The organism is Solidesulfovibrio magneticus RS-1, from assembly GCF_000010665.1.
Classification (GTDB): Bacteria; Desulfobacterota; Desulfovibrionia; order Desulfovibrionales; family Desulfovibrionaceae; genus Solidesulfovibrio; species Solidesulfovibrio magneticus.
Genome location: NC_012796.1, coordinates 1,150,882 through 1,176,011 on the forward strand (window position 1 = coordinate 1,150,882; position 25,130 = coordinate 1,176,011).

Below are 25,130 nucleotides of genomic sequence, written 5' to 3' on the forward strand. Positions count from 1 at the left end.
CCTATTGTTGAAATTTCAAAGTAATCAAATCAGTTGATGTTGAAAAAGTTTTAGAAAGTGTTCCATTTTGGCCAAGTGCGTTTATTGTTATAGTGATAGTCAGCATGGTTCCATCCTTGCCCGTGTCAGAAGGGCTCTTCGGCCTAGAGACTGTAAACACAGTAACATAATCAAGTAAATCGTAGTTGTTTAATTTTAGTCTGCCATTTGAAAGTTGAATTGTAGATTGACTTGTATCTGTCCTGTAGTAGTAAGTAATTTGATTGTTCGAAAAATTAAAAGATCGGTATGTGTCAATGTTTGCAATCTCGTGACTAATGCGCATCAGAGCAAGTTGAGTTTTTTCTGTGGCTGCAGATATTTGAGCTGCATTAAGATGACCTCGTATGACCCCAGATGTAAAATCTGAAAAGGCCAAACCAATAATGCTGACTAAAACAAGTGTCACAACTACTTCTATAAGTGTAAATCCCTGGTGTTTAGATTTCATTTTTTTGTAAATATATAAGTTAAAGATTCTTTGGAAATTCCTTGGTTGTTGGTTAGCGTAACTTTCAGCGATGTGTCTGTGTCGTTAGAATCAAATTTATAGTTTTGGTCTACTGTGACTATGAAATTTGAGTCTATTCCGTATATGTTGTTGGAGGTATATAATATCTTTGTTGCAAGACTTGCTAAAGATGGTAGATTTGTAGTACCAAAGTTGGAATTATAGTCTGAAACTATTTTTGACATAACGGTTTGTAACGTGAGAGGGGTTGATACGTTGTTCATGGGGTTAGCGCTTGTCAATGCACCTGACATAAAATACGGCATGACCATGGAGGCGGCGATTGCTAAAATTACTAGCGTTAGTATTACTTCGATAAGTGTGAAGCCATGTTTTCTTTTCATTCAACAAACCCCGTCACGGGAATTACTGTAATTGAAACTCCGTAGCCTGGAACTGTAAATGATGTTGTGGCTGTTAGAACTTGTCCATTTGAATTGACGGGTCGTCCACGGTTGTCAAAATAAACCGGACCACCTGATATTGATGTAGAACTAAAATTGCAAGTGTCTTTTGTCACTCCTGCTCTTTTAATTATCGCCGAATTTCCTGAAATCTCTAGAGACCAATTTGCATCACCTGCCGTGGTTGTATAAGCATCAGACAATGATTTTGTTTGTGTTTTTCTCAAGCAAGATTTTAAATTTTGAGCATCAACAATTGCAGAAGAATTAGCATCTGTAAATCTTGGGATTGCCACCGCAGCTAATATTCCAAGAATGATGAGCGTTGCGACTATTTCAATTAAAGTAAATCCAAAGGACTCTCCTGTAAAATTAATGAAAATTTGGTTTTTTCGAACTGTATATGTTGGTATGCTTTGTCCCATATGATTCCTCTGCGCTTAATAATCTGTGCAAGACTTCGGTGGCTTTTGTTATTTCTGAGTTTAGTAAAAATTCGTAAATCTGATTAGTTTGATTCGGGTAAGGAAAAAGATACTGTTTTAACAGTTGAAGTTTTTTTTCTTGGTAAAATATATCATAATCATCGTTTATTAATATGTATATTTTTGTAAAATAGATGCAAATTGCTATTTTTGTTTTTTCTGTATGGAGTGACTTGTCTCCAAAAATATTGTAAATAGCAAACAGTAAAGGATTTTTCATTTTAGTGAAGAATAATTTAAATCTGTTGCGGCTCGTGTCAAAAGGTCTCCTGGGGGAAAAGCTAGGGCCTCAATATTCCGTTGGAAGAGTTTGAACTGTTTGCTGAGAAAAAAATCAACATTGCTGATATTTAAAAGTCCAGTCTACTAGAACTTTTGAAATATGACTGATAAGTAGGAAACTAATCAATTAGGTGGTGGATGACATTTCGGAGCAAAATCACACGTGTCCAATGGCAGGATCCTGCCATTTTTCACCCCCAATTGGGGGGGATTTTCTTGATACGGCCTATATCTCTGAATTGCAGGACGCTGCATTTTCAGTCGATGGGGCAGTTAAATTGGTCTGGACCGACCTGAGAAATGACATAGTGTTCTGCAAACTTCTCCTATCCATTGATTCAGTTTTTGGTCTTGTTATGGCGAGTGACTGATGTTTCAGCATGTCTATCTGTTGTAAAAGCAACGTCTTAACTGCTCGATTCGCCTCGTATATATAAAGCATTTAGAAGAATGATTAATTTTTAAACTAAATATTATTTCCAATGTTTAAGATAGCGCAAAGTTTTTTTGTGAGAGTTGCTTCGGTAAATGGTTTTACAATGTAGTTTGATGCTCCGGCTTGGACGGCTGTTATTATTTGAGGTTCTGTTGCTTCTGAAGTGACCATCAAAACAGGAGTATATTTCGGTTTTTGATCTTTCTTTATGGATTTTAAAAGATCTATGCCAGACATGTTAGGCATATTCCAGTCTAGAATAATTAGATCGTAAGTATGAATATTTATTAGGTTGAGGGCAATCTTGCCATCTTCCGCATCATCGATTGACTTGACCCCAATTTTTCTCAGCATTGACTTGATGATTTTACGCATAGTTGAAAAATCATCGACTACCAAGATTCGTAATTTAGCTATATTCATGACTTAACTTTCCAATACTTGGTTTAAACCTTTGAGGAGTGACATCCTTCGAAAGAAAATTCAACTGAAAAATTTCCATGAGAAGTTGAAAATGGAATTGCTATGATTGTGCAGGTTGTCATATGCTCGATTCTGTGGTGGTCGCCTACAATAATGGTCGGTGTTGATGCGGTTAGGTTTAGTCCAATTTGTGATAGTTGTGCCCGAGCTTGTCCAGAAATCATATTCGTAAGCTCGCCGACTGTATCCATTGCATCTTTAACAACATCTTCTATGTCGTCGCCGATCATGTTTTTCAAGATGTTTATTGCACATTTCTTCGAAAATGATAGCGCAATGCTGCCGTTCTTTGTGCCTGTCAATCCAACGACTGCAGATATATCTCCTGTCGCAGCTGTTCCTTTTTTAATAAAAGGGGTTCCTGGGGTAGGAGAAATTTGGGCCATAGTAGAGAGAACATGTTTTGTTGCTTGGATAAATGGCATTGCAATATTCAAATCATAGGTGTCCATTTTTTGTCCCTTTTTGCAAATAGCTGGTTGGTGTGGAAAAAAGTTGTTATATTGTTAGTTGTGTAATTGATTGATGTAGCATTACTGTTGCTGTGTAGAGTCAGGCGTCTGCATTTTTAAGTAAATTTCCAGGCAAAGCTCAACAACGATCTCTGAAAATAATTTTCCTAGAAGTTCATACTTTTTTGACACATAAAGATTATACACTTCTTTTACTAATTGACTGCTAGAGTGTATTTTTTTGAATATAGTTTCATCTCCTATTGCATGGCAAAGTATTGAGAATTGCTTGTGATTATATGTCATTACTTTTATGTAGTACAGCGATAAGATTGAAATTTTTGTGTTTAGATCGATGTCCATCTTCAAAATGCTGTCTCCGTAATCATAAACTTCCGCACGATTTTTATTTATATCGTATGAGCTGTCGATGGTTGGTTTTGGTTTAATGTTCATTCTCTTCTCTCCAATAGTTTTAGTTTTTTTAAAGCAGTTCTTAAGTTAATATTCCAAGTATAGTAACTTATAATTATTTAGTATTTTTTTTGTTTAAATTTGTCTGCGTTGTCACGGTTCATAGAATTTGGCATTAAAGTTCTAACTTGTGATCACTTCTGAATGTTGATTTTTCTTGGGCTAAAGCATGAATTTTTTTGAAAATCAGATTGCAATTTCATGTGCAGATTTTAGTCTTTTATATTCCAGAGTTATAAAAATATTCAACAAGGCCTGTTATTGTAGAAGTTAGAGTGAAAAAATTTTTTATGCTTGAAATGATGATCATAACCAACGCCTCTAGATTGTTTCTGTTGGGTTTGGAACAGTTAATCATCCAATGGTTACACAGTTTTTCCCATTTTGCTTGCTTTTGTACAATGCAATATCGGCCCTGTTAAAAATTTTGTTAATAGTGTCATTTTTCTGTATCCTAGTCGCGCCGCAAGACATCGTTGTGTTGATTAGAGTGTCTAGATGCCGAGTTTCTGAGACTGCAACAATTCTAAGAATTCTATCGCATATTTTTTAAGTTGCTCGTCGGAATCAATCTCAGGGAGGATAGCAAGAAACTCTTCACCACCCCATCTTCCTAGAAAATCGAAAGAGCGCAAAGAACCAGTAATCGTCTTAGAAATAATTTTTAGAATATCATCACCTACTGTGTGTCCGTAATTATCGTTGAATGTTTTGAAATTGTCGATGTCGAATAGAGCTATGGAAAAGTCCCATCCGTATCTGTTAAATTCTAATATTTTACGCTCGATGGTTATGTCAATGTGCCGCCTATTTGAAATGCCAGTTAAATGATCGACTAAACTTTGCTTGTTAAGTATTTCTAATCTTTCTTTGCATCCAATATCATCTCCAATTTTTCTAAAAAACTCAATGGCCCCATATAGTTTGTTATTGATAATTAGCGGTGATGTTTCTATTTGTATAGGTACTCTGTGGCCATTTTTGTGATGCAAAAATACTTCAGATACTAATTTTTGATTTGTTTTAAGTGTTTGCATTAGCGGGCAAGCAGATAGACATAAATTTAATCCACTGCTATCAACATGCTTTAAAATATTGTTGCTGCAAGTATTTCCTAAGACCTCTTCTCCTAAAAAACCAGTAATTTTTTCAGCTTCTTCGTTCCAAAATATTATTCTCATTTTTTTGTCGACTATGTAAACTCCGTCATGAACAGAATTCAAGATATCTTTACATAAAACTGGTAAAATGTTCTCGAAGAGCAAGATTGTTTTATTGTCCATAGCGGTCTGATCTTTACTCGGCACTAAAAAATGTATGAATACACTATTTTTAAGAGTTGGCACTAGAAAATATTACACCTGTTGATGGCGTCAGTGAGATCTTCAGCGCGGAATGGTTTGGAAATTATCTTTGCAAATAGGTTGTTGTTTTCGTTGTCAGGTATTAATTTAGTATCTGTAGCTGTGACTGCAAGTATTGGAGTTTTTGCATTTTTTGTTTTTTTATCATTTTTGAGCTTTCTATCCCGTCCATTATTGGCATATTAATATCCATCAAAATTACGTCGTAATTTATTAACTCCGAAAAGTGGAATGCTTCTTCACCGTTATGAGCAACAGTGACTTTATGCCCAAGTTTGGTCAAAAAGCGTATGTAGAAAACAATATTAATAGCATCATCTTCGGCGACAAGTATGTTCATAATGGTTTTCTCCATCGCTGGCTTTGCTGTGTATGAATTTTGAAGAAACCTTGATGGTTGCTGTATGAAATGTATGTGATTTGAATTGTTAAAGTCTTTTCTGGTCGGGTGGAAGTTGTCCTAGTATTTAATTCGTTAACACTCAGCTTTATTGTAGTCTATATCTCTGGGGGAATACTTATTATGATCCAGCGGAATAGTTATGTTTATGATTTGAATTTGTTGCCTCTTTTTTTGGTTTTGGTTGAACAAAAATATGTATCGCGAACTGCAGAAGCGGCTCATGTGACTCAGTCTTGTATGAGCAAAGTCTTTTTGAAAGCCCGAAATATTTTGATGATGAACTTCTTGTCCGGGATTAATGGGAGAGTTAGGACAAAGGCTATTTAAATCGGACATTGGGCCGAGGCTGGGATTCCCTGAGGTTTCGGGGGAGCCGGGGCAAAGGGGAAGGCCTCGCTGGAAAAGCCCCAGGACGGGGCCGGTAGAGAGCAGGGGAGGGGTATCCGAGGGGATGGGCTGACCCGGGGCAGGGGAGACGGGGCTGGAATGTGTTCTAAGAGAAACTATCGATATCCCACAGAAGGTTACGTGATGCAGGAAGCTGCACTTTTTGATTTTTAGCAGATAGGGTAGTGAAAATGGAGTCGTGTTGTTAGAAGTTTTCTTCTGTAATCTCGGTTAAATCAATCGATTTTGATGAAATGTGCCGGAAATGATGGTGCTGGATGGCAGGAGTCTGCCATTTTTCGGTCCTGTTTTTTGTAAATGTGCGTGAAGCTGGCTGGCCTGGCTCAAGTCAGAGGGGGAGGGGAGTGGCTCTAATATAACCGTTAGATATAATGAACTTTATCAAATGCACGGTTATCCGCGTTTTAGGGTAAGATTAAAAGTGATGTCTGTGACGACCTCGCGGTTAAAAATACCAATATTAGAAAGGACTTGATGCAAAAACTTGAGTATAAGTAGGATGTGGAGGGTTTCCGCTGGTTGGCCCAAAATTTGCGACTAATTCTAAAGAACCCATGTCTAAAATATAAGATTGAAGTGTTGGGTAATCGTTTGTCGCTCGATAAATTGCGCCTGAATTTTTAGCGATCCCGTCAGATCCAGCGTAAGACATTATACTCTGCATATCTTGCATATTAATAGATCCTTGTGACAATAAGTCGCCGCTAAGCAGCGAGCTATAACTTGCAAAGCGTTTTGTATTTGAAGGCTCTCCGGTGAATTCATCCGTTGTGCCTGGGAGTAGAAAAGAATTAACGGCTACAACGGTGTTTGGAATCTCCCAAGTAGCGCCATCACGAAGAACGGAAGAGCTTGTTCGAAGCCCGCGAGATGAAGGATGTTCAAGATCATTTTCAAGGACAACTGCAGAGTTTGTGTCGGCAAGAAATGCAATGTAAGAATGGGTGTCTTGTTGTCCTAACAGGTAGTAGCTAACTCCTCCGATGCTATCAAAGTGTTCAAAGGCATACCGAAAATCTGATGGGTAAGAATTAGCTCCAACTGTTGTGAAGTAGCCTTGCTTCATGTCGCTATCAAGTAGAGCTCCAGAAATATGGTTTTCACTAAATACGGATGCAGGGAACAGCTGGCCAAGAAATCCTATGCCGACAATATCATAGGTAGAGTCGTTATTTAGATAGATCTGCACATTGTGTAGCTCGGAAGTGCCTGGTATATCATACCAATCAAAATTTCGCCCAACGATTGTTGAGCCTGTGGCTGAAGCGTTTCCATAAACTGCGGCAGCGGAGCAACTGCCAGGGTCGATGACATCATGCATAACTTCGTATACTAATAGTTCGTTTGAAGACAATATACCATCGCCAAGTTTGTCAATTGGATAATTAAAAATAGTAATCATGCCCGCCATTTCGTCTTTGTATTGTTGGGGCATGTTTGAAATAAGATTATATGACCTCGTAATGAGGGTGGAAAGCTCTGGTGTCTCCGGTGCGGATTTCGCGGAAAGATATAAAAAGTTGTCGACAGTGGCACCGAAAGTTGGCAAAGTATCAACTATTGCTTGGGCATAGGCTTGTCCTACTTCAAAATGTGAACCTTTTGAGAAGTCTAGTGTAGTTCTGTAGTAAAGATTGTCAATGTAATCTATTGTAGCGAGTGAATTGTCGGTTGACATGGCGTCTCCCATTGTTGAGTAGTTTTTAAATAACATTTTAGCTGCCAACTTCAACTGTTTTTTTTGTTGTATGTAGCGGTAGTTTAGTAAATTTAGGACAAAGGCTATTGAAATCGGACATTGGGCCGAGGCTGGGATTCCCTGAGGTTTCGGGGGAGCCGGGGCAAAGGGGAAGGCCCATCTGGGAAAACCCCAGGACGGTGCCGGTAGAGAGTAGGGAGGGGTGTCCGAGGAAAGAGTCCAACCCCAGATTTCCCCCAAGGGTTGCCTGATCTGTTTTCATAAAGAAACTATCGATATTTTAGGTAGTTCTGCGGTGCAGGAAGCTGCACTTTTTGATTTTCTGCAGATTGGGTAGGAAATCGGTCTGTTGGGAGTGTAGTAATAGTGTCTGTCGTTAGAAGTTTTCTTCTGTAATCTCGGTTAAATCAATTGATTTTGATGAAATGTGCCGGAAATGATGGTGCTGGATGGCAGGAGTCTGCCATTTTTCGGTCCTGTTTTTTGTAAATGTGCGTGAAGCTGGCTGGCCTGGCTCAAGTCAGAGGGGGAGGGGAGTGGCTCCAGTGTAACTGTCAGATATGATGAACTTTATCAAATGCGAGGTTATTCACGTTTTTGAAGCGACCTAAGTGTGAATTAAGGTGATGAATTCAACCTCGCCGTTATCGATTCTGGCAAAACCTCGTGATCGATTGTATTGACATTCTTTGTAGTTTGTATAAGTTCTGCTCAGAAGTTTTGACCTCAAAACGAAGGAGTTCTACCCATGCCTGGAAAAGAATCGAAATTCGACGCGATGAAACTTCGTACCATGATCACCGAAGTGAAGACCGCTCAGCAAATCATGGATGCTTTTGGAATCAACAAGATTACTTTGAAGTCTCATCTCCTAAAACTCATGCAAATGGATCAAAAGTTCTATCGAATCGAAGGGATGGATGAGAGAACCGTGTCGGGAAATGTGAAGTTTTCAAAAAATGGACTGCGGTTGTCTCCGACCCTTTTGGGGAACTATGGTTTCGAAATCGGGGATGAATTTAAAGTGTCGAGCCTAGAAGAAGGGCGGATCGTTTTGGAAAAGAAGTAGTTTGATAAGCTAATGAAAAGTAAAGGCCCATATAGCCCAATAACTTGGGTGTGGGCTTTTACTCTTTTGTTGTTAGGATTGAATCTAGGGTTGAAAGAAGAGTCTCTCTAGTTAATGGTTTTTGTAGAATAAGATTAAATATTGTTCGCTGTTTATCATGCTTATCTTCAAATGCTTCGGATGATGCAAGTATTGTGTATGGATATTTGATATTAAGTTTTAGACAAGTTGTTTTTACTTTTAGGGCAAATTCAAGGCCGGTTACGTTCGGCATAAAGTAGTCGGTTATAATTATTTTGTAAGCATTCTTAATAAGCAATTCAATCGCGATGTTGGTGTCATTGGTAGTGTGAGGATTATATCTAGTTGACTCTAGATATACCTTGTATAAATAGAGCATGCTGATATCGTCATCGACAAATAATATGTTGATCATTGTGTGTTTTTAGTAGTTTAAATTTGATGAATGATGATTTGGTTTAGTTGTTGAGTTCTAAAATATTTTTCATAATATAAAAGCCAACATATATGAAATTTGTTTCTGTCGATGTGGAAATAATTGTGATAATGCAATGTGCCAAAACATGTGCGATAGCTGCCTTGTAGATTGTGAAAGTGGTTATTCTCAGGATGTTGTTTTTACGAATGTCTTTTAAATAACTTGGATCAACGTGGTCGGTAATATCTGAATATTGTTTAGCCGTATTAGATTGTGACTGAAAAACTTCTGATATAACTTTATAAAAAGTGTTGAGCTAAATGAAGATTGTTCTCGTTTTGAACATAAGATTGAGTTTTTAATTGAATTAAAAAACCTTTGCTTCATCTCGTCATTCAAGAACGGCTTGTAGTTTTTTCGTTAGTTTGTTTAAGTAGTAATATTTCATCTATGCACTCCAGTAGTTGGGCATGCTCAATGGGTTTTTGTACTACTCTGTCGACGCCCGCTCTGAATATCTTTTCTAAATTTTGTGCGCGATGGTCAACGGCGGTGATTATAATAATTGGTGGGTAATTGCCGTTTGTGTTGTTCGATATAAACCGCATTTTTCTTGCTGTTTCAGCGCCATCTAGTTCTGGCATAACAAGATCCATTATTATTAGATCAAATTCATTTTTGGAGTATATTTCCAGGGCTTCTTTGCCGTCTTTAGCGGGATGAACCACATAGCCTTTTTTGCTAAAGAAGCGATAAAGTGCAATTCTGTTGATAAGGTCATCTTCGACGAGAAGGATTGATACTGTAGTTTTCATAATTTGTAGAATGGTTTATAATGTCCCGTGGTGCCATTTTTATTTAACAACGCACTTGTAAGTTGATTTTTTTATTTTAGCGAAAGTTTGATTAATAACGTTGTTAATGTCTTCTATTATTACTGGCTTCGAAAGGTATCCGTCCATTCCAAATGATATGAACTTTTCGCGGTCGCCACGCATGGCGTGTGATGTTAAAGCTATAATAGGGATTTTCGAAAATGTTTCGTGGGAGTTCCTTATTTCTAATGTCGTTTCTAATCCGTCTAGGTTTGGCATTTGGATGTCCATAAGAATTAAATCAAATTGTTCTGATCGCAATAGTTTTAACGCTTCTAGTCCGTCGTTTGCGCATAATGGAATGTGACCAATTTTTTTGACAAATCTAGATATGACTAGTTGGTTGACTTTGTCGTCCTCTGCAATAAGTATTTTCAACGGTGGATTTTTTTCAAAACAACTGTCGCAAATTTTATCTGTGTACTCTGGGAGCGAGGGTTCATTAGTTTTAAAAGGAATTGCGATACAAGTTTTAGTGCCACCTGATTCATTACTTTCGACAGTAATGCTTCCTTCCATGGCAAGAAGTTGTTTTTTTACAATTGAAAGTCCAAGACCAACTCCTCCATATTTACGTGTTAAAGATCCATCTAGTTGAGTGAAAGGATAAAATATATCGTCAAGTTTGTCTTCTGGTATCCCAATGCCAGTGTCTGAGATTTCAATAAAAACGTGTATCGTATTTCCAGAAGTTAAAGAATCAATTGAAATAGCAACGCTACCGAAAGGAGTGAACTTAATTGAATTGCCGACAATATTGAAAATTATTTGCCTAAGTCGACCTGAGTCGCCATAGATAACATCTGGCATGATTTTCGCAATGGTTGTAGTTATTAGTAATTTTTTAGAAGATAATTCTGTGATAAAAGTGTTGACGATGTCATCGATGAGGTGTTTGATATTAAATCCATGGCTCTCTAAAGTAGTATTCCCTTGTTCTATTCGGGACAAATCTAATATGCCAGAGATCAATTTGTTTAAGTTTCTCCCGGAATTTAGAGCGATGTCGATATATTCACTTTGTTGATGGTTTGTTTGCGTTGACTCAAGTAGTTGAAGCATGCCCAGAATGCCGTTTAATGGAGTTCGTATCTCGTGACTCATGTTGGCTAAAAATTCAGATTTTGCTTTGTTCGCTGCGTCTGCTATTTTTTTTGAAGAGATCAATTCTGATTCAAATTTTTTCTTTTCAGTGATATTTGTCGCTATCCATATAACCCCTTCAGATAAATCGTGAGGGTTTATTGCAGAACCGCTTACTTCACAGATAATTATTGAACCATCTTTTTTTTTGAGTTTCCATTCGCATTTGACCACTTTTGTCGTAGATGTTTGTGACCAATTGATTTTGCCATATTGCTCAAATAGTTCGCCATCAACATGGAGCATTCTGACAGAATGTCCTATAAGTTCTTTTTTAGAGTATCCAAACATTTCTTCAAAACCAATATTTGCATCTGCTATAACGCGGTCCTTCACGACAACGAGAATTGCTACTGCAGAAGTGTTTAGAATATTTTCTTTCCACAAAAGGTGTTTCTCGAGGATTGCTTGATTTTTTTTGAGAGATATTTCAACAAATTTTTTTTCAGTAATATCTCGATTGCATCCTCGGCGTCCTAGGCAAATTCCTGCGGAGTTGTAAATAGCCTTGCAGGTATGACTAATCCATACGATTTCCCCCTTTAAATTATTTATGCGGAATTCGATTTCTATGTGTGGAGACTGGAAATTACTACAATTCATTTCATTGATATGGCTATCCCATAAGATTGCGTCTTTATAGTGAATTATTTTTTTTATAGATATTCTTCCGCTTAGAAAATCGTTCGGTGTGTATCCGGTAATGCGTTCGCATGAAGGTGATACCCAAATATATTTACCGTCCAACCCTCTCCAATATTCCCAGTCGTAGCAATTGTCTGCGACTATTGAAAATTTCTGTTTCAAATCGCTCAATGAATTTTGTAAATTCATTTTGTTGATATAATTTGATTCTATCGATGATTTAATGTAGTCTTCTAATTCGCTTATCCGTTGGATAGCCGAACTATAATTTTGGGGGTGCATATGGCCGTAATCTTTGAAGTTGGTCATGCTTCGTCCGCGTTTATAATAGATAATTCATTGTTCTGATAATTTTTTGTGTGGATAGTTTCGATTAGACTCTGCTGTTTTAGCACTAGATGTTAATGTAGTCTACGACTTATTGGGAATAGTTTATATAACTCTTGGGAATAATAGAGCCACATGCTCAGGATCCATGGTAGACAACTTATGGTGAATTCACGAACCCAAAGGGCAGGCAAATAGCTGCTATCCAGGGACCTGTGACGACGTCGCTCCAAGGGGTCAAATACCTACCTACCGTTTACTTATGAGGAAAATTAAAGGTAAATTTTGGATAGGTACAGAAATGGCGGGAGGGTGAACAAGCAGTGAAAACAACATTCTTAATCCTTTTAAGATGTCAACATCCAGTAATCTTTGGAATTTAATTGTTAATTCTGCTTTTTTGTTTTATAAGCTCTGCGGCAATATGTGGAACTTTGTGTAAGTCTGGTTTTGACATTTGCTCATCTGCGCCAACAGATTGACCTTTGTGATATAGTTCTTCTGTAATGATCGACGAATAAAGCAAGACAGGAAGGTTTTTCAAAAATGCATGTTTTTTAATTTGTTTTGTAAGCGTAAAGCCATCCATTTGAGGCATTTCAATGTCTGTTATAACAATGTCGTAGCAAGTATTTTTCGAGATAGAGTCGTGCTGAATGTCAATAGCCATCTGGTTTAAATGGTTCCAACAGTCTAAACCATTGGTGAATTCAGTTACTTCAAAATTCGCTTCTCTTAATGATGTTCTAAGCATCTCGCGGATAAGTTTAGAGTCGTCAGCAATCGCAGCGCGAAATTTTGTCTCAGAAACGAAGATATCCGTTTTGGGTTCCATCTGGATACCTGTTAGGTCAGAAATCATGTATTCTAAGTCAAGTAATTGTATAATTTTGTCTTCGATTTGGACTATCCCGACTATGCAGTTGTCATTGTAGGACGCCACTAATTTGTCAGGTGATTCCACTTGGGTCCAGTCAAGTCGATGAATTTCAACTACACCTGAAACTAAAAAACCGGCTGTTTGCTTGCTAAATTCAGTAACAATTATTATTTCATTTTTTGTCTTTTCCCGATCTAATTTAAGCCATTTAGATAGATCAAGGACCGGCAAGATCGCTCCTCGTAAGGGAATAACCCCCATGAAACAAGGGTTGACGTTGTCGTACGTTATCTCAAGACCGGGATTTTCAATTACTTCGACCACTTTCGCAACATTGATGCCGAAAAAGCTTTTTTGAGTAAGTTTTTGCTGGCATTGTTTGGTTGTAATGAAAAACTCCAGAATTTCGAATTCATTTGTACCTGTTTCAAGAAGAATCTCTTGTGACATGATGTTTCCTTTTGTAGATGTTAACACAATGTGTAGTTCGTAGTTGGTTTAGTTGGCAAAATGTTTATAAGAAAAGATGAAAGAAGGCGGATGATCTGTCCGTAGTTATTGTCAATGAAATTTAGCTCAATTTCTTTGAGAAACATTTCTGAATTGTATAGGGAAATTAGGATGTTTTCTTTTCCTACTGCATTGTAAGCTTCGAGAAATTTCTTGTTTCTGAGTATGATAAGATTGATAAAATACAATGCAAGAAAGCTTTTATGCATTTGTGTCCTTATATCTGGAGCACCCAAAATTTTACTTCCTACCTCCTGGATCATTTCTGCAACTTTGGAATTCATTTCTATGGTGTGGGTGAGATTCATTTGTCCCCTCAACTGAAATGGGGAGGAGGTCAAGGACCTCCTCCCATATTTACATGCTAGAATTTTTCAAAATCGGTATCTTCCATATCCAGATCAATCTTTACGGTAGATGTTTGTTTTCTGGCAGAGTGAACGACCCGTGAACGTCCAGTCGGCAAAGCTTTGGGCATTGAACGCCGTCTGTTACCTGTGGTGCCAACTTGGAAGAACTCAATTGTGCTTTGAAGTTGTTCAGCTTGACTTGAGAGTTCTTCAGATGTTGAAGCCATTTCCTCGGAAGCGGATGCGTTCTGTTGGACAACCTGATCAAGTTGGGTGATAGCTTTATTGATTTGGTCTGCACCAGAGTTTTGTTCAATGCTGGATGCAGCGATTTCCTGGACAAGGTCAGCTGTCCGCTGGATGTCTGGGACCATCTTGGTCAACATTTCCCCAGCTTGCTCAGCAATTCGGACACTCGAGGTCGAAAGATCTGAGATTTCCGAAGCAGCACTCCCACTACGCTCGGCCAGTTTCCTGACTTCTGCGGCGACAACTGCGAATCCTTTACCGTGTTCACCTGCTCTAGCCGCTTCGATAGCGGCGTTTAAGGCTAAAAGGTTGGTTTGACGTGCTATTTCTTCGATGATCGAAATTTTTTCAGCGATATTTTTCATAGCGGTCACAGCTGAAATGACAGCTTTCCCACCTTCTTGAGCGTCTTGAGCAGCTTTTACTGCAATTGACTGGGTTTGCTGTGCATTTTCAGCATTTTGCTTAATGTTTGAAGACATCTGCTCCATGGAAGCTGAAATTTCTTCGACACTAGCAGCCTGTTCTGTTGCACCTTGAGACATGCTTTGAGCTGAGGCAGATAATTCTTCTGAACCTGACGCGACATTTTCTGAGGCAGATTGGATTTCAGCTACTACTTCTCGCAATTTTACAACCATAGTATTCATCGATGCTGCCAAAATACCAATTTCGTCTTTTTGGTCTATGTCAAGGGTTTTGGTGAAATCGCCGTTGGACATGGCTTCAGCGAACTGAACACCCTTTTGAACTGGCCCTGTAATTGCTTTTGTTAAAACGACTGAAACGATAATTCCAAGGAGAAGGGCGATGGAAAGTCCTACAACCATAGTAGTAGAGGCAGTTCCAAGGCTAGTGACTGCTTCTTTCGAAATTTCACTGGTTTGATCCATACCTACAAGGGAGGTCTGAGCGGCAGCACTTAAAACTGCTTGGCCGATTTCTGTCCTTTTTACGTTTATTTTCTGTAATTCGTTCCAGTTGGCCAAGAGACCGGTCATCGCAGATTTGTAAGTTTGCGCAGATTCGGATATCGCGGCTAATTGTCTCAGATTGTTTTCAGCAAAAGTGATGTTTTTTATTTTGAACAACAAATCTTCGATTTTGGAAAAATTGCTCATCGCCCCTTCAAGAACTTTGGGTTCTCTGAGTGCTTGTGCTTTCCAAACAGAAATTCGTGTATCATTTCCGAGGTCGATCACGTCGTTAATTATTGAAATTTTGCTCGATCTTTCTTTCAGTTTTTCTGCGGAGACTCCACTGGTTATATCTTTAGCCAGTGAATCTTCTTGGCTTTTTAAAAATTCATTAGAGCTTTTAATGTAGTTTGTAGCCGAGTCGTTAAGAATTTTTCGGTCTTTATCTAGAGCTTGGATTTGGGCAACGGTTTGATCGGCAAGTTTCGAATACTCATTAACTTTACTTTGAGCCAATGCCACGTTTTCGCGTAACTTAACCAAGTCAGAGTATTTGTCGGCATGTCCTTTCGCGTCAGATAAAAACTTTTGAACTTGAATAAGTTCTTTTTTGCCTTCTTCTAAAAAAGATTCTTCTTCTGAAAGACTGTATCCTCGCCATGCGTACATCGTCATGAACGAAGAGCGTTCAACGTTGTTGGCAATAGCTACTTCGGGGATATACTCGTCTGATAACCTTTTGGCATTGTGCTCTACTGTTGTCATGTTAAGTATAGCCATCCCGCCAAGAGTGCATGCGATTAAAATGAGGATGCCAAATCCAATGCCTATCTTTATTCCAAGTTTAAGATTTCGCATCTTATCCTCCTGATTAGTATTGAGTTGGTTCAAAATGAAGTTGCGACAGCCATTTGGAATGAAAGATTAAAGAGCTATGGCGGAAATGTTGTCTTGTTCGACAGCATCGAAAACGCTAGCTAACTCTTGTGAGTTGAAAACTTTGTTGATGTCTAAAATGATGATGAATACATCTTCTGACCGACCCATCCCAACTATAAAATCTTTTCGAATGGCTGTACCCATATTGGGCGGTGGTTCGATTTGTCCTTCATCCATTTCGTATACTTCTCGTACAGAATCAGAAAGAATTCCAAAGACAGTTTGGTCCCCTTCAAAATTTACTTCGGTAATTATGATGCACGTATTGATGGTTTTTTCAGTTTGTCCGAGGCCGAACTTTACTTTGAGGTCAACTACTGGGACTGCGTGACCTCTTAAATTGATAACGCCACAGATATAGTCCGGCGTTCTCGGCATTCTGGTAATTGTCACATACTCAAGAACTTCTCGTACGTGATTGATACTTAGGGCGTATAGCCCCTTTTCAAGTGTAAAAGTTAAGTACTGATCGTCGCAACTATCTTTTGGTTCTTTCACCGATTCCTCCCCGTCAGTTTTCCGAATTCCAGGTAAGCGCTTTTGCTATTTTTTCGATCAAGCAGTCCGACGTTGTTCTGTGCTTGAACAAAGATGTTCAAGCTGGTGTCAGTTACATATTGACTCTTGTATGGCAATTAATGCATTTTGTTAGGAGCTTTAAGTCTATCAGCTTTTTACCTCTGCTGCAAAATTTTTCTAGACAAATGTTTTAGTAAAAGACGTTGCTCATAGTAATCCAAAGTAGTATTGTTTAAAATTGTGGCAAAATGCAGTTTCCTGCATCAATGCCATGTCTTTTTCGACATATGACAATTTGAATGTGATTTCGGAAGTGATAGGGCCCTATGGAAAACAGACGTTGGGTGTAGAACGCGATTTTCTGGTATTTTAACCCAGGGGGAAGCCCAACTTGGCTGACGATTGGAATAGCCTCAGGACAGGCCCGGTAGAGAGTGGGGGAGGGGGGCCGGGGGAAAAGCCCATTCCCAAAAAGCTCCCAAGGGAAGGGCTTGAACTGTCCTCTCCGGTGATAGCTGATGCAATACAGGAAGTTGAAAATTCCAGTTTACTGGAACTTTTGATTTTCAGCTGATGGCCTGCTGGATGGCATTTTGGAGCAAAATCACCCGTGTCCAATGGCAGAATCCTGCGATTTTTCAGCCCCGCTTGGTGGCTATTGTCTTGAAAGGGCCTAGCTATCTGAAATGCAGGAAGCTGCAATTTCTGATTTTCAGATTTCTTGGATGGTTTCTGATTGAAGAACTTTGCGATTTTTTCGGTTCCGTTTACTGCCATTGTAACTGAAATTTTTCGGTACTTGGTCCTGGAGTAGTGCGTAGCCGGTTCAGTTACGTTAGCTATCATAATAAGGTTTTTTCTAACTGACAAATTTTTTTATAGCTAGTTGAAGTGGCAATTATTGCACATATCCAGAAGTTTCACAGGATTTAAGCGTAATCCACTTGTCTAATAGTTCGTGGAGCTTGGTGAGCCTGTCGAAAATCTGGGGCATGATAGTGTCTATGTCGTGGTTTAAGAAATGAGCATAAATGTATTCGACAAAATCTTTGTCTAGATAGAATATTTTGAATATTTTTTCTCGGCCATGTTTTTTGAATAAAATATCAATTTCAGTGAAATTGAGTACTAAGAGTTCTGAAAAGTACATGATGAGTAAGACTTTCTTCTCGAATGTTGTTGAAGAAGCTTCGCCAATAATTTGGTTAGATATGAATATAAGGTCTTTGTATGACATGTTCATTTATGAGGGATAGGCTGTTGGAGCTTATGACCTATCCCTCGGTTTACGTTTGTATTGGTGAACTAAATAAGCTTTTTAGGGCTAAGTGCCGAAAGGGCACGCGTTCCCGACCCGTCATTTCATCTCGTCAATGAGTCGCTTAAGGACCTGACTGAGCTGGATTGGCCAACTCACCCTCTCCCGAGAGCAAGGGGTTTCTTTCTAGAGGGGAGGGAAACAGTGTCAGATCCACTATCCGACTTCATCTCCTCAATAAGCCTTTTTAACACTTGGGCTTGGTTGGCCAACTCGCCCACGGCTTGAGCAGATTGACGCATGGCGTCAGCAGTTTCGGATGAAATCCGATTAACAGATTCAATGCTGCGATTAATTTCTTCGCTAGTAGCTGATTGTTGATCAGACGCTGTGGCAATCGACCGAACCTGATCCGTAGTTTTCTCAGCCAAGGTGACAATTTGTCGTAAGGCGTCACCGGAGTTTGTCGCAAGGTTTGTGACCTCTTCGATATTTTTCCCAGTGCGCTCTACGTTTTCAATGTTCTTTTTGGTACCGTCCTGGATGCCCCGGATCGCGTTCCCGACTTCCTTGGTCGCGGTCATGGTCTTTTCGGCCAGCTTTCGGACTTCATCAGCAACAACTGCGAATCCTCGGCCGGCGTCACCAGCCCGGGCCGCTTCGATGGCAGCATTCAGAGCCAGTAGGTTCGTCTGGTCAGCGATGTCAGAAATAACGTTAAGAATCTGTCCGATTCCCTCGGCTTGCTTTCCCAAATTGTCCATGTCAATTTTCATTTCTTGGGATTGGTTTTGGACTTGACCAATGCCCTTAACAACTTGACTTACCGCCCGTGAGCCTTCTTCAGCTTTGGTTTTGGCTTGATCGGCGGTCGAGGCCGCGTGGGAAGCGTTTTTTGAAACTTCAAGTACGGTTGCGTTCATTTCTTCCATTGCTGCGGCTGTTTCAGCGATTCTGTTTGCTTGTTCTTCAGTACCTCGACTTGACTGTTCGATCTGTGCCGAAAGTTGTTCTGACGCTGAAGTCACGATCTCCACGACACCTTCAAGTTGTTGAGCTGCTTGAAGCATACCTTCAGCTTTTGCTCTTTCTGCTAATCTCTGTTGAAGGACAACTTCTGTTACATCGTTAAAGAGGGTTATTCCTGCGACGACATTCTGATTGAAATCGTAGATAGGTGAGGCGTCAATGTTGACAATTTTTTCGTTGCCAGTCGTTGTCTTCATTTCGACGCGATCCATCTTGATAATGCGCTTTTCTTCTAGGGCTTGTTGGGTGATGGTTTTTTTGTTTTTATCATTGTACGCAAAAGAACCCATGCTCGTTCCGACAAAATCTTTTGGAGATCCATTCTTTTCAAAAAAATCGATAACTGGTTGGTTGGCGAGCAAAATATTTCCAGAAGAGTCGCCGATAACACACGGGACTGTTATGCCATTGATAACGCCATCAGCGTACTCGATTTTGTTTTTTAGCTCTTTGACCATGGTTCTCAGCGCATCAGCTAAAACGCCGATTTCGTCTTTTTGCTTAATATCAAGAGTTTGGTTGAAATCACCTTCTGCGACAGCCTTGGCAAACGTAACTCCCTTAATTATTGGTCTGCTAATGATGGAAGCCAACCCGAAAGCTATCGCTAGTCCCAGAACTATTGCGATTGTAATCGTTGAAATAATTATCGTGTTTGCTTCAGAGCTTATTGCTTGGGCTGAGTTCTTCGCTTGTTCAAGTTTTTTGTAGCCAGCTTCTTCTGCTTCCTGGGCTTGCTTAATGACGCTTAAACCCATGGTTGACATCGATTTTAAAATCGAATTTAAATTGTCATCGTTTTTAATCCATGAAGCTGCTGCCTTTTCATAAATGAGCGTAGCTGTTCTGGCATCCTTGATGAGTTGTGTCTCGCTGGGGTCGGTGGTTATCTTTTCTAATTTGTTGTAGAGTTCCATTAACTCGGGGAGCATCTTTTGCATCAATCCGTATGCTTTTCTGTCTTTATAGTTTACCTCTTCTTTTTCGGCGCGCATGATTTTGAGAGCAAGCTCGTAAATATTTGTAGTAATTATATAACGCTGTACATATTGTCGAGAGTAGCTGGGTCTGCACCGTCTTTTTGAGCCTTAGTGTAAGCTGATACCTGCATCGATAAAAACTTAGTGGCTGCATCTCCGACAATATTGCCGGTGCGAACCATTTCTTTTACTGCATCACGATTTTCTTTAATCGATTTTACTCCTTCTCTATATTTTTCAGCATATTTTGCTGTTTCAGACCGAGCAATCTTGGACTTTTCTAAGAGAGTGTCGATGTTATTTGCACGCGCAATTTCATCCACTTTGTCGAGAAATGAATTAAGCTCTTTGACGTTTTGTTCGGCTCGTAGATGTGCGTCATCCGATTGACTGATAAGATAATTCTTTTCCTCCATGATAGTATTGAGGGCCATGCGCTCGACCCCGGTAGCGTATTCTACCGCTTTGGCGTCTCGGTCGGTTATACCTAAAAGGGCAGAGGATACTTTGCCGATATATGTATAGGCTAAGCCGCCGAATGTAACGGTTATAAGTACAAGCGCTAGCGCCCCAGCCATGATTTTCGTTTTGATTTTCAAGTCACTGAAGCGCATATTTGCTCTCCTGTCGTAGTAGTGGTGGATTTCATGTGGCGCTTTGTTGAGTCCACTTCCATGGCTATCCTATTATACAGTTCTATCGGATTGTCACGACTTTCAGAAAAAATATAATACTTGCCTGGAAGTGAGGTGGCGTTTAAATTCCCAGAAGTAACGGCTATCCTCATAGTCTCAGGTGGAAAATTTTATCGCCAACTGTTTGGATAAGCTCATTATCTTGTTTGGTCTGATTTAAACTTTTCCCGAAATGAGGTGGGGGGGGGGTCACGAGTGCAGTTTCCTGCATGAGGGTGGCATGCTGACATTCTTACGTAACATATTGAAATAATTGAGAATTATTTATTTCTTCGGGCTGTATGTTTTTCCGTCATCCCCACGATAATTTCCCCTTGACCTCCCCGTCCAGAAACCGTACTTACCCACCTCGCCAACACGGTGCCAACAAGCGCCAACGGGTTGGTCCCCGAAAAAATCCGGGAAACGGAAAATTTCGGGTTGACTTCGGGAAGAGTTCGGAATAGATATCACCTTCCCTGCTTATGAAAATAGGAGCGTAGCTCAGGGGGAGAGCACTTGCTTGACACGCAAGGGGTCGGGAGTTCAAATCTCCCCGTTCCTACCACGAAACTCCAGGGAGGCTTTGGCCTCCCTTTTTTTTAGATGATGACGGGGCTACCGCCCCCGGAGAAGGCGACGTGCAGGTCACAATCGAGGATCAATCCCTGGAGGCGGCGGCCGGCGAAGCTTGCGGCCAAGTCCTTTCCCGTGCCGTTTCCGGCAAGCGCCTGAAAAACGCCGTGGCCTGCCTGGTGGACGGGCAACCCCGCGATCTCGCTTTCCCGCTGCCCGAGGACGCCCATGAGCTGGCCCTTGTCGCCGCCGACTCGCCCATGGGGCTGTCCATCATCCGCCACTCGGCCGCCCACATCATGGCCGAGGCCGTCAAAACACTTTTCCCGTCCGTCCAGGTCACCATCGGCCCGGCCATCGAAAACGGCTTCTACTACGATTTCGCCTACGAGCGTCCGTTTACCCCGGACGACCTGGAGGCCATTGAGGCGGAGATGCAAAAGAGCATCGCCGCCAATCAGCCGTTTTCTTGCACCTATGTGCCCAAGGCCGACGCCAAGGCGCTTTTCGCCGCCCAGGGCGAGAGCTACAAGCTCGAGATCATGGACGAGAACATCGTCGGCGACACCGTGTCCCTGTACCGGCACGGCACGTTCACCGACCTGTGTCGCGGTCCCCATGTGCCGACCACCGGTCTGGTGCGGGCCGTGAAGCTTTTGTCCGTGGCCGGCGCCTACTGGCGCGGCGACGAGAAGCGGCCCATGCTCCAGCGCATCTACGGCACGGCCTTTGCCTCGGCGGCCGACCTCAAGACCTACCTGCACCACATCGAGGAAGCCAAGAAGCGCGACCACCGCAAGCTCGGGGCGCAGCTCGACCTGTTCAGCTTCTCCGAGGAAGTGGGCGCGGGCATGTGCATCTGGCACCCCAAGGGCGAGCTGATCCGCACCATCATCGAGGATTTCGAGCGCCGCGAGCATCTGCGCCGGGGCTACGACCTCGTGCGCGGGCCGCTGATCCTGCGCCGGGAACTCTGGGAACGGTCGGGACACTACGACAACTACCGCGAGAACATGTATTTCACCGAGATCGACGAACAGTCCTACGGCATCAAGCCCATGAACTGCCTGTCGCACATGCTCATTTATAAATCCCGGGTGCGTAGCTACCGCGATCTGCCCCAGCGGTACTTTGAGCTTGGCGTGGTACATCGCCACGAGAAGTCGGGCGTGCTTCATGGCCTGTTGCGTGTGCGCCAGTTCACCCAGGACGACGCCCATATCTTGTGCCGCCCGGATCAGCTGCAAGAGGAAATCACCGGCGTCGTGCGCTTCGTGCAGGACGTGGTCGGCCTTTTCGGCTTCGATTTCGAAGCCGAGCTGTCCACCCGGCCGGAGAAGTCCATCGGCTCCGACGAGGACTGGGACCGCGCCACCAAGGCGCTGGTCGACGCCATGGAGTCCATCGGGCTGCCCTATGAAGTCAACGAGGGCGACGGGGCGTTTTACGGACCCAAGATTGACATCAAGCTCAAGGATGCTTTAGATCGCCGGTGGCAGTGCGCCACGATCCAGTGCGACTTCACCTTGCCGGAGCGTTTCGACCTCGTCTATACCGACGCGGACGGGGAGCGCAAACGGCCGGTGATGTTGCATCGCGTCATCTTGGGCGCGGTGGAGCGGTTCCTCGGCGTGCTCATCGAGCACACCGCCGGGGCGTTGCCGACTTGGCTGTCGCCGGTGCAGGCCCGCATCCTCATCGTCACCGACGCCCAGAAAGAATTTGCCGAACAGGCCCTGGCCCGGCTCAAAGAGGCCGGCATCCGGGTCGAACTCGACGATCGCAACGAGAAACTGGGCTTCAAGGTTCGCGAGGCCCAGGTGGAGAAGATCCCCTACATGCTCGTGGCAGGGGACAAGGAAAAGGAACTCGGCGGCCTGAATGTTCGCCTGCGTTCCGGGGAAAATCTTGGCGTCAAGACCCTGGACGAAGTGGCGCTCATGATCACGGCCGACTGCCAAGAACCATTCAAGCGTGGAGGGATGCGCTATAACTTCTGCTCCCAGTAGTGATCCTCGGTGTAATCACCGGATCCGCGCCCGCGAGGTGCGGGTGATTGCCGACGACGGCTCGCAGGTGGGTATCATCCCGACCAGCGAGGCGTTGCGCATGGCCCAGGAAAAGGGCCTGGACCTCGTTGAGGTCGCGCCCAATGCCGAGCCCCCCGTCTGCCGGATCATGGATTTCGGGCGTTTCAAGTACCAGCAGCAAAAAAAGCTGCAAGAGGCCCGGAAAAAGGCGACCACGGTTCAGCTCAAGGAAATTAAAGTTCGGCCCAAGACCGATGAGCACGACTACCAGACCAAGCTCAAGCACATTCGCCGCTTCATTGAAGAAGGCGACCGCTGCAAGGTCACGGTGTTCTTTCGCGGACGCGAAATCGTGCACAAGGATCGCGGCCTGACCATCCTGACTCGCGTGGTTGCCGACCTTGGCGAATTGATCAAGGTGGAGCAGGAGCCTCGTACCGAGGGGCGCATGATGACCATGCTGCTGGCCCCGCAAGTCAAGAAACCGACCGTGCCCGCGTAAGCCGGCGCGACACCAAGGAGTCCGTCATGCCCAAGATGAAGACCAACCGTAGCGCCGCCAAGCGCTTCGGCAAGACCGGTTCCGGCAAGTTCACCCGCCGCCGCCAGAACCTGCGCCATATCCTGACCAAGAAAAGCGCCAAACGCACCCGTCGTCTGGGTCAGGGCGCCCTGGTCGATTCCGCCAACGTCAAGGCCGTCAGCCGCCTGCTGCCCTACGCCTAGACCGAGCGGCCTTAAACGATACCGCCGTATCCTTTAAGTTAACATTCTCGCTGTTTGCCCTGGCCCGCGCCTGCCGCGCCGGCCGGGCGCGGCAGGCGGCCCTAGCCGGGCCGCTTATACGATTCAAGGAGCTTCCCCATGCGCGTGAAACGCGGTCAAGCCGCCCATAAGCGGCACAAGAAATTTCTGAAGATGGCCAAGGGCTACGTTGGCGCCCGCAGCAAGCTGTACGAAACCGCACGCGAAGTCGCCGAACGCTCGCTCGTTTACGCCTACCGCGACCGCAAGCAGCGCAAGCGCCAGATGCGCAAGCTGTGGATCCTGCGCATCAACGCCGCCGCCCGTGAAAACGGCCTGTCCTACAGCGTGTTCATGCACGGACTGACCGTCGCCGGCGTCGAGCTCGACCGCAAGGTGCTGGCCGACATGGCCGTTCGCGAAAAGGACAGCTTCCAGAAGCTGGCGGAGCTCGTCAAATCCAAGGTGGCCTAAGTGTCCGGACTTTCGCTCGTCGCCGAGCTCGAAGGCCTGGTCGAGGCGTGCGCTGCACGCCTCGACCGGGCCTTGGCGCTTGAAGAGCTCGAAGCCGCCCGGGTCGAATTCCTCGGCCGCAAGGGGCAGCTCGCCGCCGTCATGTCCCGCCTGCCAGGACTCGATCCCGACGCCCGCCGCGAGGCCGGCAAGGCCGCCAACGCCGTCAAGGAGCGCCTCACCGCTCTCTACGACGCCCGCCTGGCCGACCTCAACAGGGCCGCCATGGACGTCGCCCTGGCCGGGTTTGATCCCACTGTGCCGGGCTACGCCCCGGCCGCCGGCAGCCTCCACCCCGTGACCCTGGTCACGGCCGAGATCTGCAAGGCGCTGGAGGAGCTTGGCTTTTCCATCGTCACCGGCCCCGAGATCGAGACCGACTACTACAACTTCGAGGCCCTCAACATGCCCCCCGAGCACCCCGCCCGGGACATGCAGGACACCCTCTACATATCTGACTCCATTGTGCTGCGCACCCACACCTCGCCCTTGCAGATCCGCACCATGCTGGCGAATAAGCCGCCGGTCGCGGTCATCGCCCCGGGCAAGGTCTACCGCCGCGACTCCGACCTCACCCATACCCCGATGTTCCACCAGATCGAGGGGCTTTTGGTCGACGAGGGCGTGTCCATGGCCGATCTGCGCGGCACGTTGACCGCCTTTGTGCGACGCATTTTCGGCCCCAAGACCAACGTGCGTTTTCGGCCGAGCTTTTTCCCCTTCACCGAACCCAGCGCCGAGGTGGACATCTCCTGCGTCCTGTGCGGCGGCAAGGGTTCGACCGCGTCCGGCCCCTGCCGGGTGTGCAAGGGCACCGGCTTCGTTGAAATCCTGGGCTGCGGCATGGTCGATCCCAACGTGTTCGACGCCGTGGGCTACGACACCGAGCGCTATACCGGCTTTGCCTTCGGCATGGGCGTGGAGCGCGTGACCATGCTCAAGTACGGCATCGGCGATCTGCGCATGTTTTTTGAAAACGACATCCGCTTTTTGAGTCAGTTTTAACCAGGGGCCTTCCCTGTCT

General features: G+C 43.7%; 24 protein-coding genes and 1 tRNA gene. 7 read left to right on the forward strand and 18 right to left on the reverse strand.

Going from position 1 to position 25,130, the window contains the following annotated elements; genetic code table 11:
* Position 1: 1 nt before the first annotated feature.
* From DMR_RS23105 to DMR_RS23125, 10 genes are all read right to left on the reverse strand, one after another.
* Entirely contained in the window at positions 2-490 is a 489-nt protein-coding gene (locus DMR_RS23105) for a prepilin-type N-terminal cleavage/methylation domain-containing protein (protein WP_012750595.1), read from the reverse strand.
* Positions 487-894, reverse strand: a complete 408-nt coding sequence (locus DMR_RS25740) for a prepilin-type N-terminal cleavage/methylation domain-containing protein (RefSeq protein WP_081429573.1) — start codon at positions 892-894, stop codon at positions 487-489. Before DMR_RS25740 ends, DMR_RS23105 begins: the two co-directional genes overlap by 4 nt.
* Positions 891-1,379, reverse strand: a complete 489-nt coding sequence (locus DMR_RS23115; protein WP_043600090.1) for a pilus assembly FimT family protein — start codon at positions 1,377-1,379, stop codon at positions 891-893. Before DMR_RS23115 ends, DMR_RS25740 begins: the two co-directional genes overlap by 4 nt.
* A gap of 808 nt (positions 1,380-2,187) precedes the next feature.
* On the reverse strand, positions 2,188-2,580 hold the full coding sequence (locus tag DMR_RS22300; RefSeq protein WP_012750600.1) for a response regulator: 393 nt from the start codon (positions 2,578-2,580) through the stop codon (positions 2,188-2,190).
* A gap of 23 nt (positions 2,581-2,603) precedes the next feature.
* A complete protein-coding gene (locus DMR_RS22305) occupies positions 2,604-3,092 on the reverse strand; it encodes a chemotaxis protein CheX (protein WP_012750601.1) in 489 nt (162 codons plus the stop codon).
* 81 nt (positions 3,093-3,173) lie between these two features.
* Entirely contained in the window at positions 3,174-3,548 is a 375-nt protein-coding gene (locus DMR_RS24290) for a hypothetical protein (protein WP_012750602.1), read from the reverse strand.
* A 372-nt stretch (positions 3,549-3,920) separates the two neighbouring features.
* Positions 3,921-4,040, reverse strand: a complete 120-nt coding sequence (locus DMR_RS25745; protein ID WP_407636336.1) for a hypothetical protein — start codon at positions 4,038-4,040, stop codon at positions 3,921-3,923.
* 20 nt (positions 4,041-4,060) lie between these two features.
* Positions 4,061-4,849 carry a GGDEF domain-containing protein gene (locus DMR_RS22755; RefSeq protein ID WP_081429577.1) on the reverse strand — a complete coding sequence of 263 codons (789 nt, stop codon included), beginning with the start codon at positions 4,847-4,849 and terminating at the stop codon, positions 4,061-4,063.
* Positions 4,850-5,012: 163 nt separating this feature from the next.
* A complete protein-coding gene (locus tag DMR_RS04735; RefSeq protein WP_015859763.1) occupies positions 5,013-5,270 on the reverse strand; it encodes a response regulator in 258 nt (85 codons plus the stop codon).
* Between the two features lie 931 nt (positions 5,271-6,201).
* Positions 6,202-7,419: a C45 family autoproteolytic acyltransferase/hydolase gene (locus DMR_RS23125; protein WP_081429581.1), complete on the reverse strand. Its 1,218-nt coding sequence runs from the start codon at positions 7,417-7,419 to the stop codon at positions 6,202-6,204.
* Positions 7,420-8,188: 769 nt separating this feature from the next.
* Between DMR_RS23125 and DMR_RS04740 the strand changes: the two genes are divergently transcribed.
* Entirely contained in the window at positions 8,189-8,509 is a 321-nt protein-coding gene (locus tag DMR_RS04740) for a hypothetical protein (protein WP_015859766.1), read from the forward strand.
* A 58-nt stretch (positions 8,510-8,567) separates the two neighbouring features.
* On the opposite strand, the gene DMR_RS25750 is transcribed toward DMR_RS04740, so the two are convergent.
* The 8 genes from DMR_RS25750 to DMR_RS25270 all read right to left on the reverse strand — a co-directional run bounded on the left by DMR_RS25750 (position 8,568) and on the right by DMR_RS25270 (position 20,183).
* Entirely contained in the window at positions 8,568-8,945 is a 378-nt protein-coding gene (locus DMR_RS25750; RefSeq protein ID WP_015859767.1) for a response regulator, read from the reverse strand.
* Positions 8,946-9,343: 398 nt separating this feature from the next.
* Complete coding sequence (locus tag DMR_RS23135) at positions 9,344-9,763, reverse strand: response regulator (RefSeq protein ID WP_015859769.1); 420 nt, start codon at positions 9,761-9,763, stop codon at positions 9,344-9,346.
* 39 nt (positions 9,764-9,802) lie between these two features.
* Positions 9,803-11,920, reverse strand: a complete 2,118-nt coding sequence (locus DMR_RS23140; RefSeq protein WP_015859770.1) for an ATP-binding protein — start codon at positions 11,918-11,920, stop codon at positions 9,803-9,805.
* Positions 11,921-12,317: 397 nt separating this feature from the next.
* Positions 12,318-13,268, reverse strand: a complete 951-nt coding sequence (locus tag DMR_RS04745; protein ID WP_015859771.1) for a chemotaxis protein — start codon at positions 13,266-13,268, stop codon at positions 12,318-12,320.
* Positions 13,269-13,692: 424 nt separating this feature from the next.
* The gene (locus tag DMR_RS04755; protein WP_043600099.1) at positions 13,693-15,702 is read right to left on the reverse strand and encodes a methyl-accepting chemotaxis protein; all 2,010 of its coding nucleotides are present in this window, start codon (positions 15,700-15,702) and stop codon (positions 13,693-13,695) included.
* A gap of 66 nt (positions 15,703-15,768) precedes the next feature.
* Positions 15,769-16,281, reverse strand: coding sequence for a chemotaxis protein CheW (locus DMR_RS04760; RefSeq protein ID WP_015859774.1), 513 nt, complete (start codon positions 16,279-16,281; stop codon positions 15,769-15,771).
* A 1,434-nt stretch (positions 16,282-17,715) separates the two neighbouring features.
* Positions 17,716-19,584, reverse strand: a complete 1,869-nt coding sequence (locus DMR_RS23145; RefSeq protein WP_015859778.1) for a methyl-accepting chemotaxis protein — start codon at positions 19,582-19,584, stop codon at positions 17,716-17,718.
* A 35-nt stretch (positions 19,585-19,619) separates the two neighbouring features.
* Positions 19,620-20,183, reverse strand: a complete 564-nt coding sequence (locus DMR_RS25270; protein WP_015859779.1) for a hypothetical protein — start codon at positions 20,181-20,183, stop codon at positions 19,620-19,622.
* Positions 20,184-20,736: 553 nt separating this feature from the next.
* On the opposite strand from DMR_RS25270, the gene DMR_RS04780 reads away from it, so the two are divergent.
* The 6 genes from DMR_RS04780 (at position 20,737) to pheS (ending at position 25,111) form a co-directional block, all read left to right on the forward strand.
* Positions 20,737-20,811: transfer RNA gene (locus tag DMR_RS04780), tRNA-Val, on the forward strand.
* A 73-nt stretch (positions 20,812-20,884) separates the two neighbouring features.
* Positions 20,885-22,828: a threonine--tRNA ligase gene (gene thrS, locus DMR_RS04785; RefSeq protein WP_015859780.1), complete on the forward strand. Its 1,944-nt coding sequence runs from the start codon at positions 20,885-20,887 to the stop codon at positions 22,826-22,828.
* Positions 22,809-23,351 carry a translation initiation factor IF-3 gene (gene infC, locus DMR_RS04790; RefSeq protein WP_043572667.1) on the forward strand — a complete coding sequence of 181 codons (543 nt, stop codon included), beginning with the start codon at positions 22,809-22,811 and terminating at the stop codon, positions 23,349-23,351. Before thrS ends, infC begins: the two co-directional genes overlap by 20 nt.
* Positions 23,352-23,377: 26 nt before the next feature.
* Positions 23,378-23,575: a 50S ribosomal protein L35 gene (gene rpmI / locus DMR_RS04795; protein WP_006918489.1), complete on the forward strand. Its 198-nt coding sequence runs from the start codon at positions 23,378-23,380 to the stop codon at positions 23,573-23,575.
* 138 nt (positions 23,576-23,713) lie between these two features.
* Positions 23,714-24,067: a 50S ribosomal protein L20 gene (gene rplT / locus DMR_RS04800; RefSeq protein WP_015859782.1), complete on the forward strand. Its 354-nt coding sequence runs from the start codon at positions 23,714-23,716 to the stop codon at positions 24,065-24,067.
* Positions 24,068-25,111, forward strand: coding sequence for a phenylalanine--tRNA ligase subunit alpha (gene pheS / locus DMR_RS04805; RefSeq protein WP_015859783.1), 1,044 nt, complete (start codon positions 24,068-24,070; stop codon positions 25,109-25,111).
* Positions 25,112-25,130: the final 19 nt, after the last annotated feature.